General features: G+C 57.1%; 15 protein-coding genes. 7 read left to right on the forward strand and 8 right to left on the reverse strand.

All coding sequences use genetic code 11. The features are described 5' to 3' along the window. Window positions 1–82 precede the first annotated feature (82 nt). Window positions 83–1153 (reverse strand): bifunctional transcriptional activator/DNA repair enzyme AdaA, encoded by a 1071-nt coding sequence (locus ACH3PB_RS18885; RefSeq protein WP_416397014.1) that lies wholly within the window; start codon window positions 1151–1153, stop codon window positions 83–85. Between the two features lie 153 nt (window positions 1154–1306). Here ACH3PB_RS18885 and ACH3PB_RS18890 point away from each other — a divergent pair, with 153 nt between their 5' ends. Both ACH3PB_RS18890 and mtgA read left to right on the forward strand, forming a co-directional pair. Continuing rightward, the gene (locus ACH3PB_RS18890; RefSeq protein WP_416397015.1) at window positions 1307–1771 is read left to right on the forward strand and encodes a GNAT family N-acetyltransferase; all 465 of its coding nucleotides are present in this window, start codon (window positions 1307–1309) and stop codon (window positions 1769–1771) included. After that, on the forward strand, window positions 1768–2478 hold the full coding sequence (gene mtgA / locus ACH3PB_RS18895) for a monofunctional biosynthetic peptidoglycan transglycosylase (protein WP_416397016.1): 711 nt from the start codon (window positions 1768–1770) through the stop codon (window positions 2476–2478). Before ACH3PB_RS18890 ends, mtgA begins: the two co-directional genes overlap by 4 nt. Window positions 2479–2497: 19 nt before the next feature. Here the strand turns inward: mtgA and ACH3PB_RS18900 are convergent, their stop codons facing one another. From ACH3PB_RS18900 to ACH3PB_RS18930, 7 genes are all read right to left on the reverse strand, one after another. Beyond that, complete coding sequence (locus ACH3PB_RS18900) at window positions 2498–3328, reverse strand: TSUP family transporter (RefSeq protein ID WP_416397017.1); 831 nt, start codon at window positions 3326–3328, stop codon at window positions 2498–2500. A gap of 78 nt (window positions 3329–3406) precedes the next feature. Next, the gene (locus ACH3PB_RS18905; protein WP_416397018.1) at window positions 3407–5170 is read right to left on the reverse strand and encodes a methyl-accepting chemotaxis protein; all 1764 of its coding nucleotides are present in this window, start codon (window positions 5168–5170) and stop codon (window positions 3407–3409) included. A 123-nt stretch (window positions 5171–5293) separates the two neighbouring features. After that, a complete protein-coding gene (locus tag ACH3PB_RS18910) occupies window positions 5294–6214 on the reverse strand; it encodes a tetratricopeptide repeat protein (protein ID WP_416397019.1) in 921 nt (306 codons plus the stop codon). Then, window positions 6214–6627 (reverse strand): hypothetical protein, encoded by a 414-nt coding sequence (locus tag ACH3PB_RS18915; protein ID WP_416397020.1) that lies wholly within the window; start codon window positions 6625–6627, stop codon window positions 6214–6216. The genes ACH3PB_RS18910 and ACH3PB_RS18915 overlap by 1 nt, the downstream gene beginning before the upstream one ends. Before the next feature lie 15 nt (window positions 6628–6642). Beyond that, window positions 6643–7950, reverse strand: coding sequence for an ATP-binding protein (locus ACH3PB_RS18920; protein WP_416397021.1), 1308 nt, complete (start codon window positions 7948–7950; stop codon window positions 6643–6645). 101 nt (window positions 7951–8051) lie between these two features. Further along, entirely contained in the window at window positions 8052–8459 is a 408-nt protein-coding gene (locus ACH3PB_RS18925) for an NINE protein (protein ID WP_416397022.1), read from the reverse strand. 66 nt (window positions 8460–8525) lie between these two features. After that, window positions 8526–9404, reverse strand: coding sequence for an AraC family transcriptional regulator (locus ACH3PB_RS18930; protein WP_416397023.1), 879 nt, complete (start codon window positions 9402–9404; stop codon window positions 8526–8528). 137 nt (window positions 9405–9541) lie between these two features. Between ACH3PB_RS18930 and ACH3PB_RS18935 the strand changes: the two genes are divergently transcribed. Genes ACH3PB_RS18935 through mmsB form a run of 5 tightly spaced genes read left to right on the forward strand, consistent with a single transcriptional unit; the run spans window position 9542 to window position 15068 of the window. Continuing rightward, window positions 9542–11035 carry a CoA-acylating methylmalonate-semialdehyde dehydrogenase gene (locus ACH3PB_RS18935; protein WP_416399485.1) on the forward strand — a complete coding sequence of 498 codons (1494 nt, stop codon included), beginning with the start codon at window positions 9542–9544 and terminating at the stop codon, window positions 11033–11035. Between the two features lie 15 nt (window positions 11036–11050). Beyond that, the gene (locus ACH3PB_RS18940; RefSeq protein ID WP_416397025.1) at window positions 11051–12217 is read left to right on the forward strand and encodes an acyl-CoA dehydrogenase family protein; all 1167 of its coding nucleotides are present in this window, start codon (window positions 11051–11053) and stop codon (window positions 12215–12217) included. 46 nt (window positions 12218–12263) lie between these two features. Continuing rightward, entirely contained in the window at window positions 12264–13043 is a 780-nt protein-coding gene (locus tag ACH3PB_RS18945; protein WP_416397026.1) for an enoyl-CoA hydratase, read from the forward strand. Between the two features lie 3 nt (window positions 13044–13046). After that, window positions 13047–14135, forward strand: coding sequence for an enoyl-CoA hydratase/isomerase family protein (locus tag ACH3PB_RS18950; protein ID WP_416397027.1), 1089 nt, complete (start codon window positions 13047–13049; stop codon window positions 14133–14135). Between the two features lie 33 nt (window positions 14136–14168). After that, window positions 14169–15068, forward strand: coding sequence for a 3-hydroxyisobutyrate dehydrogenase (gene mmsB, locus ACH3PB_RS18955; RefSeq protein WP_416397028.1), 900 nt, complete (start codon window positions 14169–14171; stop codon window positions 15066–15068). Window positions 15069–15133 lie beyond the last annotated feature (65 nt).

Genomic DNA, 15133 nt, shown 5'->3' on the forward strand with positions numbered 1-15133 from the left:
CTGCGTCAAAAAACTAACGTTCGATATGCGGTATTTTTAGTATCAAATAGAGGTTTTTTGCGTCCACTGATAATTTTGGTAACTACGAATGAGCTTTTTCGCTATGCAGTAGCGCCTGTTTACGCGCCAGCCCCCACCGATAGCCGCCAAGCTGCCCGTCACCACGCAATACTCGATGACAGGGGACCAGTACCGCTATCTTGTTCGCTGCGCAGGCAGTGGCAGCAGCTCGCACCGCGCTCGGTCTGTCGATACCTGCCGCCAGCGCTGTGTAGCTTATGGTCTCGCCGCAGGGAATGGTCAGCAGGAAGCGCCATACAGACACCTGGAAGGCGGTGCCACGAAGATCCAGTGGCAGGTCAGGTCTCGGGCCCGAGCCGCGGAGATGGGCTTCGAGCGCCAGCGTCCAGGCCTCGAGTGCAGGCTTGGCTCGTTGGGGGCTTGGTAGCAGCTCGGCATTGGGAAAGCTGGCTTCCAGCTGCTGATAAAGCGCCTCTTCCGTATCGCCGAACTCCACCAGGCACAGGCCTTGTGAGGATGCGGCCATGATCATGAGACCAAGGCTGGTCTGTCGAATCGCGAAATGGATGTGCTCGCCACGGCCACCTGAACGGAAGGTCGATGGCATCATACCGAGACTGCGCTTTGCGTGGAGGTGAGCCCGGCTTGGTGAGCCATAGCCAGCCCCATGTCCGGCAGCAGTGACAGAGCTACCTTCTCGCAAGGCTGTCTTGAAGCGCTCTGCTCTGAAGGCCTGCTGGAATGCCAACGGTGAAGAGCCGAATTCAGTTTTGAATGCTCTTTGAAACCGTGCAGGCGAGAGCTCGGCCAGGGAGGCAAGCGTCTTGAGGTCGAGTACTTCATCGGCTTCAGCCTGAATGAAACGTGCGATAGTGTGCAGGCGACTGCTCAGCGCAGGCGCATCTGCTCGGCACCTTCGGCAGGCTCGGAAGCCAGCGGCTGAAGCCGCCGCAGCGTCTGTAAAGAAACGGAGGTTCTCTGGGCGTGCAGGTCTCGATGGACATGATGGGTGGCAGTAGATGCCAGTGGTGATGACGCCATAGACGAACCTGCCATCCATGCGTGCATCTCTCGTCGCCACCGCCGACAACATCGCGCGCTCGTCGGGTGCTTTTTCCATCGTGGCCATCATCAGACTCCTTACTCTGCTGCTTCGATACCATCATGGTTCATGATAGCGCCTGGACTCTGGCTGAGCATTCCGTTTCGTGCCGCGAATTTTTGCCGCGGCAAGCGAGTGTCGTGTATCGTCTCGGCTCAGGTAAACGATCAGGAACAGTATCCAATGACCCAGCCAAACACTCGCGAAATAGTCTATCGCGAGATGAGTATTGCAGACTATGAGCAGGTCATCGCACTCTGGAGCGGCGCTCAAGGCTTGCGCCTGCGTCAGGCGGACTCGCGTGAGGGCATAGCGCGATATCTTCAGCGAAATCCGGGCTTGAGCTTTGTCGCCGAGCAGCAGCTGGACGGTGGTGAGATCGTCGGCACAGTCATGGCTGGGCATGACGGCAAGCGTGGCTATCTGCAGCATCTTACGGTGGGAGAGGGCCATCGGGGTGCCGGCATTGGTACCGAGCTGACCAGGCGCTGTCTTGAAGCGCTGAAGCAGGAAGGCATACTGAAAACGCATCTCTTCGTGCTCGATGACAACGCTGCGGCCAGACGATACTGGCAGAATCGAGGTTGGCAGAAGCGCGATGACTTCTCTGTTTACTCGTTCATCAACGCTACGGAGCATGACGTTTGAGGCTCAGGCACGGTCTGCGACGCGCCGCCCGCTGGTTAGCCTGGATCTGTCTAGGCAGCCTGCTATTCGTATTGCTGATCATCGGGATCTTCCGAGTCGTGGATCCGCCGAGCTCTGCCGTGATGTTTGCAGATAGCCTTACCAACGAGCAGCGACGAATTCAGTACGAGTGGGTCGATATGGAGCAGATATCGCCATGGATGCCACTTGCTGTGATCGCCAGTGAAGATCAGCGCTTCCTGTCCCATTGGGGTATCGATCCAGGCGCCATTGCCACGGCAGTTGAAGACTACCGACGCGGCCGTTCGCTCCGGGGCGCCAGTACGATAACCCAGCAGACTGCAAAGAACCTTTTTCTTTGGAACGGTCGCCAGACCATTCGAAAAGTGCTGGAAGCGCCTCTGGCGGTGAGTCTCGAGATAGTCTGGTCCAAGCGTCGCATCATGGAGGTGTATCTGAATGTGGCGGAGTTTGGCCTTGAAGGTGGACAGGCGATCTACGGTGTAGAGGCGGCCAGTCAGCATTTTTTTGGCATCAGTGCCCGTAATCTAACGGCTGGCCAGGCTGCGCGACTGGCCGCTGTGCTACCCAGTCCGAAACGTTTCAGCGTGGCTCGCCCAAGCCCTTATGTGCAGAGCCGCGTTGGCTGGATTCAGGAACAGATGGATCAGCTCGGCGGTTTAAGGCACGTTGCGACCCTGCGCTAATAATGCGCTTAAGCCCGGCCTAGCCGCTCAACACATTCCATAGCCCAATCGCACTGACCAGCAGCAGCACGGAACCGAGCCAGCGGAAGAAGACCTTCGTCTCGGCCCTGATCATGTGCTGGTGAAACCGAAGCCCGATCACATGGCCAACACCGGCGCAGGGGAGTAGCCACATATGGTGAATCAGCTGCATCTCGACCCCGGCCCAAATGAATGCGGCGATCTTGATCGACACGAGTATGATCCACAGCGCATATAGCGTATCGCGTAATTGGGCTTTATCGAGGTGCTGGGCGACGACCGCAACGATGAGTGGTGCGCCGATGAGAGAGGTTCCACTGATGTAGCCACCGAACATCAGAAATAGCGTGTCGAGCACTGGACTATTACTTTTGAACGGCCGATCGAGGATGTAACTGACCGCGTAGGCAGTCACGATGCAGAAAATGATGATACTCATGATCTGCGGCGGCAAGGTGATGAGCCCAAGCACGCCGATGATCTTCGGCACGATCATGATCCCCAGGATCTTCCAGAGGTAGGGCCAGTCGACTGTAGCACCATGTGGGCTGTCGCGCTGAGCCATCAGGGCAGCATCCACGCCTGACGAACCGGTCAGACCAGCCGCCACTGCGGGTTGTCGGCGATTGTTGAGCACGATGGTCAGCGAGGCGAATACCAACAGGTGCACAGCAATCAGTGGCAGAAACACCAGTGGGTCATTGACGATGAGCAGGAGAAACGGCAGCGACAGCACTGCGCCGCCGAAGCCAAGGCCAGAACGAACAAAACCGCTCCAGATAAATACGACTCCAATGAGAAGGTACTGATAAACGTGCAAATCATGCATGGCGGCAAGCAGCGCTCAGTTAAAATGAGCTGTCGATTGTAGCTGCGATGTGAGCGCCGAGGTAGGCAGTCGGTGCAATCAACCTTTTAGCTTGAAGCTGCTAACCACCTGATTCATCTCACTTACCATGCCCTTGAGACCAGCACTGGTGGCCGATGTCGCTTCCGCAGCCTGCGTGAGGCGGCTGGACAGTTGACTGATGCTCGTGATGCTCTGATCGATGCTTTCTGCAGCCAGCATCTGTTCCCGAGTGGCTTCACTGATATGCTGATTGGTCACACTGATCGCTCCGACAGCTTGCAGGATAGTGGTTATGGCATTGGTCGAGGTGTCGGCCTGTTGCAGTGTTACTTCGGCTTTTTGGCGACCGCGCTCGATACTGCCAACAACGAGTTCCGTGCCCGAATGCAACTCACCGATCATCTGCTGAATTTGTGCCGTGCTGTCTTGAGTGCGTTTGGCGAGGTTTCTTACTTCATCTGCGACTACAGCGAAGCCGCGTCCCTGCTCACCAGCTCTGGCAGCTTCGATAGCTGCGTTGAGCGCCAGCAGGTTGGTCTGTTCAGCAATACCTCTGATTACCTCCAGGACAGAGCCGATCTGATCAGTACTCCTGACCAGAGCCCTGATGTCTTCAGCAGTCTCCTGAATCTGTGAGGCCAGAAGTGACATGGCGTGCGTAGTGCTGCCGATACTGTTGCGTCCGGCTTCACAGGCTGCAACCGCCGCCTCGACCTGTGCGACCGCTGCACTGGTGCTGTCGTTGATGCCTTTGACGGTCACAGCCATTTCGTTGCTCGCCGTGGCCACTTGATCTGCTTCAGACATCATGTCTGTTGCCGTGCTGCAGGTGGCCTTGCTGACGGTCGCGCTCTCGTCTGCCATTCGCTGCAATGCAGAGCCGGTACTCGCCACTTGAAGCAGACTTTGCTGAAACTTCTCGAACATTCGATTCAACGCACGGGCGATATCACCAATCTCATCCTGTCGGTCATAACGAATTCTTCGGCCGAGATCAGACTGACGTTCGATGTCGCCGATGACCTTGGTAAGCCGACTGACTGGGCGGGTGATGGAAAATGCCAGACCTCCGCCGACAATTATCGTGATACAGGCGGCTACGGCAAGAATCACGAGCACTGAAGTGGAGAGATCTGCTGCTCTGGAAATCAGAGATCTTCGGGCCTCTGAGACGCGCCCAGCAGAAACCCCCATCCGCTCTCCGGTGGCAACGACACCATCACTGGCTGCCTTGACCGCCTCGGCCGCCGACGCCAGTAAGCCTTCGAACATGCTGTTCATCGCAAGACTGTGGCCCTGGGCCTGACCGACCTGTGCACGAATGGCGAAGGGCTCTGCATCAGCCTGGACAAGTTCGAAGGCCGTCGTCATGGGTTGGTTGAATCTATCGATGTAGTACTCGAGGACTTCTGCTGACTCAGCAGTCTCCTCACTGTTCTGCGAAATTTCGTCGAGTTTGGCGCGCAACGCCAGTTCAGCCTTTTTAGCCTCGGTAATGGCGTTTGGCTCGCCGGTGATCACGGAGTCGAATCGCCAGTAGATGAGAATGTTGTACTGGTTATACGCTTCCAGCACCAGGGACTGCAGTTTCATCACAGCCTGCTGCCTGTCGAGTAGACCAGACTGTTCCTGGAGGGTGAGGTTCTGGTTATCGACCGCCTCTCCGACCTTGTCAGCCGTGCCATGCATCTTGTCTACCTCGGACCCGACAAACACGAAGCTGACGATGAGCACAAGGACGAAGAGCGCGCTCATCAGCAGTGCGCGCTGCAGTATGCCGAAGCGGGTGAAAAAGCTTGATGTCGGGGAATCTGGGTTCATCTGCGGTCTCCCGGGCCCTAGCAGTGGTGCCACGAGAACGTCCGAAGCAAAGTCAGGTATGGGCCAGTGATCTAAGTAAAGACCCTGGATGAAGACTTTTCCATCTTATCCGCCGATCCGGGCTCAGTAATCCTTCCTGAACGAGAATTCTTCCAGCTCTTTTTTCAGTGCGCGGTGATACATCGGGATGCTGATCCACGAGTACAGCACCAGTGCCACCCAGCCGAGTGAAAGCACCAGCGAAGTAGTCGGGTAACCAAGATCGAGGATAGCCCTGGCAAGGAGATTGAAGAAGAGAAAGGCCATGATGATGACGAACGCGCCTTTGGTATTGCCAAGCGCAGCGATCTTCGAGTTCAGGCGCCACCAGAGACCGAGGAAGGGATTGCGCCGCATCTTGACGTGGCTGAACAGGCGGAGCGCTTCTTTCGATGAAGGGTTATTGCTGATGACGAACTTGGCGTGGTATTCGGCGTCGTCACTGTTGCCCAGCGCTAGCTGTATCTTGCCCATCAGTAGGTTGGCATCGGCGTCGCCGGCGTCTGCACGCAGGGCTTCCCTGGCATGCTGCAAGGCCAGGTCGAACTTGCCGCCGGAAAGATAGAATTCGCCCAAAGCGACTTCGAGCCGCCGCGAGTCAGGCTCGAGGCTCGCGGCCTGCTTCAGGCACGCTTCTGCTGCCGGGCGGTCATCCAGGTGCAGATAGATTTCGCTTAGCATAAACAGTGGTTCGGCATTCTGAGGCTCCAGCGACTGTGCTTGCTCACAGAACTGGATTGCTTCCCTGGGGCGGTTCTTGAGGGTGCACAGACGAGCATAGCTGAGGTAGAACCAGGCTGTATTCGGGTCCAGGCTAAGCGCTATTTTCAGTTCATGCTCACCGGCGTGGAGGCGGCCCTGTGCAATGAGGTTCGAAGCCAGCAAGGCGTGCGGCAGGGCACTCTGGGGATCATCCGCCAGCACCTGTTTCAGGAGGTCGATGGCCTGGGCATGCTGGCCAAGGCGCATGGCCCGCCAGATCGACTCGATTCTATAGGTCTCCATCAATGGCTTGCCTGCTCCTTCACGTAGCGGTAAACCGCGTAGGGCGCCGACTGCTTCAGCACCACGAGATAGAGGGCGAGGAAGAAAATGCCTTTCGACAATATTCTGATGTAGGGTGCTGTGGCTTCGAGTGCGAATCCGACAAACTCAGTAAGGTATACCGCACCGATAGAGAAGCCCAGCCAGACCAGAATGCCGGCGATGCTAATGCCGATCTCTTTTTTCAAAGTAGGGCTGCCGAGCAGATAGCCGTTAGCGATCACCCATACGAAGGGTAGCCAGTACTGACCCTGCAACGGTGGCACCCAAAGCAGCGGCAGAAAGATGCTGACAAAGAAGATTGCGGTAGGATCGACGATGAAATTCTCCTGCAGCCGCGGTTTCGGCTCGTCGATAATGTCGTAACCCGGCATCAGTACGTCACCATATCAGTTGCCATGCTTCTGGAGGAACTCGACGACTTCATTGTAGCGGCCGCCATCATTGGCATAGCGGGCGTAGTTTCGCGCCGTGGTCATCCACTCTGTCGTGGTGGGCCGGCTCTCGCCAACAGCCTGCTTGAAATGGCGCATGCCTATGGCGACTTCCCGATCGGCTTCCATCGATTCGTCAATCGCTTCATCTGCCGCCATGTCGATGAGGTTCGAAAGATCAGCTCCCGAGTAACCGACAGTCTTGGCAGCAATCAGTTCGAAATCTATGTCGTCCTCACTTGGTCGGCCTTTCATCTCATGACGCAGAATGGCTGCACGTGCAAGCTTGTCTGGCGGGGGAACGAAGAACATGCGGTCAAAACGCCCAGGCCTCAGGAAAGCTGAGTCTATGGCCCAGGGTACGTTGGTCGACGCCAGCACCAGTACACCTTCGTTGTTCTGCGCGTAGCCATCGAGCTCAGTCAGAAATTGGCTTACGGTGTTGCTGCTCGAGCTGCTTCGCGCATGCTCACGCTTGCCAGCCAGGGCTTCGAGCTCGTCGAAGAACAGCACACTTGGCGTTTCATTGCGGGCCTTTTCGAAGATGGCGTGGAGCTTCTGCTCAGATTCACCGATGTACATATCGAGCACATCGGATATTTCGATGTTGAAGAAGGCGGATTTACACTCTCCGGCCGTTGCCCGTGCAAGTAATGTCTTGCCACAGCCGGGGGGGCCGTAAAGTAGCACGCCGCCGCCAACTTTCTTCTTGAATCGCTGAAACAGTGAGGGTTTCTGGAAGGGCAGAATGATCTTCTTGTGAATCTGCTTCTTGATATTGACCAAGCCCACCACGTCGTCGAAGGTCGTGGTGGCCTGACGGTAGCGCGCGAGCTGCGTCACTTCCGCGAAATCGGTTTTTTCGACAATCTTCAGCTTTGCTTTAGCATCCTGCAGTTCGAGCCGAGCGTCGAGATTCTCGGACCGGACACTCGGGTCGTTGCGGGCGGCCTTGAGGTAAAGCGTCCGTGCTTCGCGGCCGCGGCCCTGGTCGAGTAGTGCCTCGATGAGAAGCGTGAACTGCTGGCTCTGCAGAGTATCGGCGAAAGCGCTCAGGAGCGCTTCGTCGCTGGCACCAGCAATGGCGCCAGCTATCTCACGAACTTCGCTATCGTCAAGTGTCGGGCTGAGGGCGGGTATGAAGCGTAGCGCTTCACCCGGCTCATTGCGGCCGACATAGGCCAGCAGAATGACCTTCGCCAGATGAGGCGAAGGCGCGGCGTCAAAAGCTGAGACAAGGCTATTGAGCGTGGACTGATCCATGAAACTCCTGCACAGGGCGCTGGGCGTTGATTCGCTGTCGGATCATACCCCACTTCGCGGGCAGCCTCCTAGCAACAGTCCCAGCAAAGGAGGACCGCAGCCTAGTGCAGAAGTTGGTTCTCTTCCGAGACCTGCTCGTTGAGTGTCCAGAAGTCGTACAGCACACCTAACAAAAACAGACCACCGGTGAAGAAATACAATATGGCGGTGATCCACTTGCCCAGGTATAGGCGATGTAGGCCGAATACGCCGAGGAAGGTCAGTAGCACCCAGGCAATGGTGTAATTGGTGCTGCCCGCGGTATAGCGTCTATCTGCGGAGCGGTCCATCGACGGAATGAGAAACAGATCTATCAGCCAGCCGATGCCGAGCAAGCCAAGGGTGAAGAACCAGATTGTGCCCGTGATGGGGCGGCCATAATAGAAACGGTGCGCGCCTAGAAAGCCAAATATCCATAACAGGTAACCGATGATCTTGCTGTGGGTATCGGACGGTACCGTAGTCTGCATGCGTGCCTCGTTTTACGTGCTGGGTGATAAATACAGCTACGCCCAGACGAGCCGCTTGGCTCTTCTTCAAGCCTGGTGTCGGTGCATCTGGCGGTATGCTGTGGGCGAATGGCCCATGATCTTCTTGAACAGTCTCGAAAAGTAGTAGCTGTCATCGTACCCAAGTGCAGAGCTGATGGCGCGGAAGCTCAGACTGGTAGTATCGAGCAGTTGGCAGGCCTGCTCAATTTTAAGATGAAGAAAGTGCTGAATTGGTGATTCTCCAGTCAACGCCTTATAACGGGTAGCGAAGTGGGCCTCAGAAAGACCGGCAATCTCTGCGAGCTGCGCAAGGGTGAGTCGTTCGTCCAGATGCTCTCTCATGTAGCCATGAATATCGTCGATTGCCAGCGCAGGTTTCGAAGCTTCGATATCGCTACTGAGCGGTATGGCAGTCAATAGCTGCCGCAGTCGATTCGACGCGTGGATGAGTCGGGCGAGGCGATAGCCGGTATGCTGCACGGCGAGGAGGCCGTTGAAGTCGACAAGCAGGCGGGACTGCTGGCCGACGTGGCGTATCCATTTTCCACCGAAGCCGAGTTGATCGCAGAAAAGATCGGCGAGCTCACCGCCGAAGTGCACCCAGTGCACGGTCCACGGATGGCCGGGGTCCGCTGTATAGCGGTGTGAGGCGCCACGAGGAAGCAACAGCAGATCTCCCGGCGTGACCGTCAGGGGCTCACCCTCTACATTCAGCCAGGCCTGGCCGTCGCTGCAATAGATCAAAAGATTGTCCGAATGCTGCTGCCGGTGCATATGGTGACCGGCAGCGTGCCGGTAGTGACCGAAAGCCAGAGGATAAAGGTCACGGGTGAGGGGGTGACGTGCCAGCTCCTGTGCCACGGGGCCTGGTACCATATACCGCGTACTGCCCGGCGGCAGTGGCCACTGTGAGGTTCTCGTCATCAGCTTCAAGCCTCAGGCAACTCGTAAATAACAGGTATGAATCGAAAGATAGTCCATTACTGTCGAAACTTAGTCAATCCACCCGTGCTGCTGCCTCATGCTAGCATCGACGACTCAGACAGATATTCAGGTGAAAGATCATGAAGCAGGTGCCACTCTTCCTCGAAGGCGAATTCGTCCAGAGCCAGACAACGGAATGGATCGATGTTACCAATCCAGCGACGGGGGAAGTGATTGCCCGTGCACCAGCGACCACGGATGCTGAAATGGACCGTGCAATTGCCAGTGCCGCTGAAGCGTTCCGAACCTGGCGCGAAGTGCCGGTACCGGAGCGGTCGCGACTGATGTTGCGTTACCAGGCCCTGCTCAAGGCACATCATGATGAGCTCGCGGAAATACTTTCCCAGGAAACAGGCAAGACTTTCGAGGATGCCAAAGGCGATGTCTGGCGTGGCATTGAAGTCGTCGAACATGCCGCGAATGCGCCATCCTTGATGATGGGTGAAACCGCGGGGAACGTCGCCCGCAATATCGACACCTACACCTACATTCAGCCGATCGGCGTGTGCGCAGGTATCACGCCCTTCAATTTCCCGGCGATGATTCCGCTATGGATGTTCCCGATGGCCATCGTTACCGGGAACACTTTCATCCTTAAACCCTCGGAGCAGGACCCTCTTACGCCGATGCGTTTGGCGGAGTTGTTCGAAGAAGCCGGCGCTCCAAAAGGAGTGCTCCAGGTGGTGCACGGCGGTAAACAGCAGGTCGACAGGCTGCTAAGCGACCCGGCCATCAAGGCCATTTCCTTCGTCGGTTCGGTGCCAGTGGGTCGTTATATCTATGAAACCGGTACCCGTAATATGAAGCGGGTGCAGAGTTTCGCCGGCGCCAAGAATCACATGGTCATCATGCCTGACGCGGACAAGGATCAGGTGCTGAGTGCATTGGTTGGTGCGTCGGTTGGTGCCGCAGGTCAACGGTGTATGGCAATTTCAGTGGCTGTATTTGTTGGCGAGGCGCAGGGCTGGATACCGGAGCTGAAAGAACGGCTTGCCCAGGTCAGGCCCGGTGCATGGGATGACGCTGGCGCGAGTTACGGTCCGCTGATCAGCGCACAGGCTAAGACCCGTGTGGAAAAGCTGATTGGTGAAGGCGAGTCGGCCGGTGCAAGGCTTTTGCTCGATGGTCGCAACTGCAGCGTTGATGGCTTGCCGAATGGCAACTGGGTAGGTCCGACTTTGTTCGCAGGCGTGCAGGCAGACATGAGCATCTATACGGAGGAAATCTTTGGCCCCGTGCTGTGCTGTATGGAAGTCGCCTCACTGGATGAAGCGCTGGATCTCGTGAATGCCAGCCCCTACGGCAATGGTACGTCAATCTTTACCAGTTCAGGCGGCGCCGCACGGCGTTATCAGCATGAGGTCGAGGTGGGTCAGGTCGGGATCAATATTCCGATTCCGGTCCCCATGCCGTTCTTCTCCTTTACAGGCTGGAAGGGCTCGTTCTACGGTGACCAGCACGCTTACGGCAAGCAGGCCGTAAAGTTTTATACCGAGACGAAGACAGTGACGGCCCGCTGGTTCTCCAGCGATGCTGTGGCGGGCACAAATTTCTCAATACAGATGCGATAAGCAGAGGTCTGCCAGATGGATTTTGCACTGAGTGATGATCAGGTCGCCTACCGTGAAGCGGCCAAGGCCTTTGCCGATAAGGCCATGGCACCCTTTGCGAGCCAATGGGACGTCGACCACACCTTTCCGGTCGAGGTCATTCGTGAGGGGGGCGATCTAGGCTTCTGTGGGCTCTATACACCGACTGATCTGGGCGGGCTCGGTCTCTCCAGACTGGATACCTCGATCATCGTCGAGGAGCTGGCCGCAGCTTGTCCGTCTACCGCTGCCTTCTTCACGATTCATAATATGGCTACCTGGATGGTCGCCAACTTCTCGACCGCATCCGTTAGAGAGAGTCTCACGCCACGGATGGCCAGCGGTGAGCTGCTGGGTTCCTATTGCCTCACCGAGCCGGGCTCAGGGTCCGATGCGGGTAGTCTGAAGACCAAGGCTGTTCGTGACGGCGACGAATATGTACTGACGGGCTCGAAGGCCTTCATCTCAGGCGCAGGCGCTACGCAGGTGCTGGTAGTGATGGCAAGAACAGGCGCACCGGATAGCGGGACGACTGGCATCAGCGCCTTTGTGGTACCTGCCGATAGCGACGGCATCCACTACGGCAAGCTGGAGCAGAAGATGGGCTGGCACAGTCAGCCCACTGGCCAGATCAGTTTCGATGGTGTGCGCGTGCCCGTCGAGAATCTGCTGGGTCAGGAAGGTGAGGGCTTTCGTATTGCCATGAAGGGGCTGGATGGCGGCAGGCTGAACATCGCTACCTGTTCACTGGGTGGCGCGCAGGCTGCGCTGGAGCGTGCGCGAAACTATCTACATGAGCGCGAGCAGTTCGGCAAGCCGCTGGCAACCTTTCAAGCGCTGCAGTTCCGGCTGGCGGATATGGCCACCAACCTTGTCGCCGCTCGGCAGATGGTTCGGCTTGGGGCATGGAAGCTGGACAATGCCGATCCCGAAGCCACCCTGCATTGTGCGATGGCCAAGCGCTTCGCCACGGATGCCTGCTTCGACGTCTGTAATGAAGCGCTCCAGCTCCACGGTGGCTACGGTTATATTCGCGAATATGCTATCGAAAAGTACGTCAGGGATCTGCGGGTTCATCAGATTCTTGAGGGCACGAATGAAGTGATGCGCCTCATTATCGCGCGCAGGCTATTGCTCGAAGGTGTGGCAGAAGCAATCCGCTAATGGCCTTGTCTCCAGAGGCTCACAACTACAGAAGGAAGTTCACAATATGAGCGATCTGATTCGAATCGAAAAGGATGATCATGTCGCAGTGATCACGATCGACAATCCGCCAGCCAATACCTGGACTCGCGAATCGCTCGACGCACTCGCTGCAGCCATTGATGATCTCAATGAGGATGCTTCTATCCAGGCGCTGATCGTGACCGGGCAGGGTGGCAAGTTCTTTTCGGCTGGCGCCGATCTGAAAACCTTCGCTGATGGCGACGTGGCTAGAGCGAGTCAGATGGCGCAGGCCTTTGGCAGAGCCTTCGCCGCACTGACGAATTTCAGAGGCGTCTCAATTGCGGCAATCAACGGTTACGCCATGGGTGGCGGTCTTGAATGTGCGCTGGCCTGCGACCTCCGTATCGCCGAGGAGCACGCCCAGATGGCCCTGCCAGAGGCGAGTGTTGGACTACTGCCCTGTGCCGGCGGTACGCAGAATCTGCCCTGGCTGGTAGGCGAGGGATGGGCAAAGCGGCTCATTCTCTGTGGCGAGCGTATCGATGCAGCAAAAGCGGAGAAGATTGGTCTGGTGGAGGAGGTCGTGGCGACTGGTGAGTCGATGAGCCGTGCGCACGAACTGGCCCTAGGCGCCAGCAAGCAAAGCCCAAGCTCCATATCCCGTTGCAAACAGCTCATCATGAGCGCCCGTGAAAGTCGGTCCCAGGCTGATGGCTGGCGAATGGAGCGCGAATTGTTCATCGAGCTGTTCTCCACCGAAGATCAGAAGGAGGGTGTCCAGGCCTTCCTGGAAAAGCGGCCTGCTGAATGGAAGGGCCGCTAGGCGATGTCAGATTCCCAAAACCCTGTAGTTTTCGAAACCCGACCGACGGCCAGTGGTCATCTCATCGGTATGGCGCGTCTCAATCAGCCTCGCTCACTGAACGCTTTGTCCCTCGACATGATTCGGCTTTTGCATGCGCAGCTGACGCGCTGGGCGGATGACGCACAAGTGGTGGCGGTGTGGCTCGAAGGTACAGGAGACAGGGCCTTCTGCGCCGGTGGCGACATCGTTGCACTCTATCGGGCAATGACCGGTGATGATGAGCACAGTCTCGATGCAGGCATTGCCTTTTTCACTGAAGAGTACGAGCTGGATTATCAGATTCATGATTACCCCAAACCTGTAATTGCCTGGGGCCATGGGGTGGTTATGGGAGGCGGTATCGGCTTGTTCGTCGGGGCCTCGCATCGGATCGTGACCGAGACGGCTCGAATTGCAATGCCTGAAAGCTCGATTGGCCTGTATCCCGACGTGGGCGGAAGCTGGTTTCTGAACCGAATGCCAGGCAGGACCGGCCTGTTCCTTGGGCTCACTGGCGCGAGCATGAATGCCGGCGATGCGTTGTATGTTGGCCTTGCGGACCATTACGTCCAGGCCGATCAACGCGAAGCGCTACTGACAGCAATCTGCCAGAGCCCTGGGTTGGGCGATGATCCACGCACCGCAATTGATAGGGCCTGTGAGCAGGAGGCCAAGGCCGCGCTGCAGAGCTTACCTGAGTCAGCAATGTGTAGGGCACGGCCTGAGATCGATGCACTGACTGAGGCCGATGAACTGCATACAGTTGTTCACAATCTGGCGAACTACAGTGGTGAGACAGTTATGCTGCAGAAAGCCGCTGACGCCGTGCGCAAAGCCTCGCCGACTTCGATGGCCATCTTCTGGCGCCAATGGCACCGGGCAGCGCACGAGGATCTCGAAAGCGTGTTCAGACAGGAGTTGCAGCTGTCTATCCGCTGTCTCCAACTTGGCGAATTCGCCGAAGGTGTACGGGCACTGCTTATCGACAAGGACAAGAATCCAAAGTGGCGCTACCGAACGGTTGCCGAACTCGAGCCGGATTGGATAGATCGCTTTTTTCAGACTGCCTGAGAGGTCAGTCCTTCGCGCATACAGGAGAGTACGATGACAACAATAGCCTTTATCGGTCTGGGTAACATGGGCGCCCCAATGGCGCGGAATCTGCTCAAGGCTGGCCACAGCGTGAAGGTATTCGACCTATCCGACACCGCGATGGCGGAACTGGTGGACGCTGGTGCACAGTCTGCTGAAAGCCTGCGGGATCTTGTACGGGATACCGAGGTCGTCATTTCCATGCTACCTGCAGGCAAGCATGTCGAGCAGGTCTATCTCGGTGAAACAGGTCTACTGGCAGATCTGACTGATGGCACGCTCGTGATCGACTGCTCCACCATTGCTCCAGAAACAGCCCGACGAGTTGCTGCTGAAGCAATCCAGCAAGGCGTCGTTTTTCTCGATGCGCCAGTGTCCGGCGGGGTGGGTGGCGCCAAAGCGGGCACCCTCACTTTTATCTGCGGTGGTGAAGTCGATGCCTTCGACAGGGCCGGTCCGGTCCTCAGTGGCATGGGCAAGAATATATTTCACGCAGGGCCGCATGGCTCCGGCCAGGTTGCCAAGATCTGCAACAACATGCTGCTGGCCATCCTCATGAACGGTACCTGCGAAGCCTTGGCCCTTGGGGAGAAAAATGGCCTCGATCCCGCCGTGCTGTCCGAGATCATGCGGCAGAGTTCGGGGGGGAATTGGGCGCTCAATGTCTACAACCCCTGGCCGAATGTCATGGAAGGTGTGCCGGCTTCTAACGACTATAAAGGCGGTTTTCTGGTAGATCTGATGAACAAGGACCTCGGTCTTGCCTTCGACAATGCCGACCGAAACAAGGCCCCCATACCGATGGGCGCCCTGGCGAGAAACATGTTTCTGTTGCATGCCCAGCAGGGCAATGGCCAGCTGGACTTCTCGAGTATCCAGCGTTTGTACCGAGGACCCGAGAAAGCGGAATAGGCAAGCTGGCGGAACGCTGTCTCGCGCTTCTACCTGCTAGCGGTCCGGTCATCCAGGACTCACGT

Origin of the sequence: Allohahella sp. A8 (assembly GCF_047946665.1) — a bacterium.
Classification (GTDB): domain Bacteria; phylum Pseudomonadota; class Gammaproteobacteria; order Pseudomonadales; family Oleiphilaceae; genus Allohahella.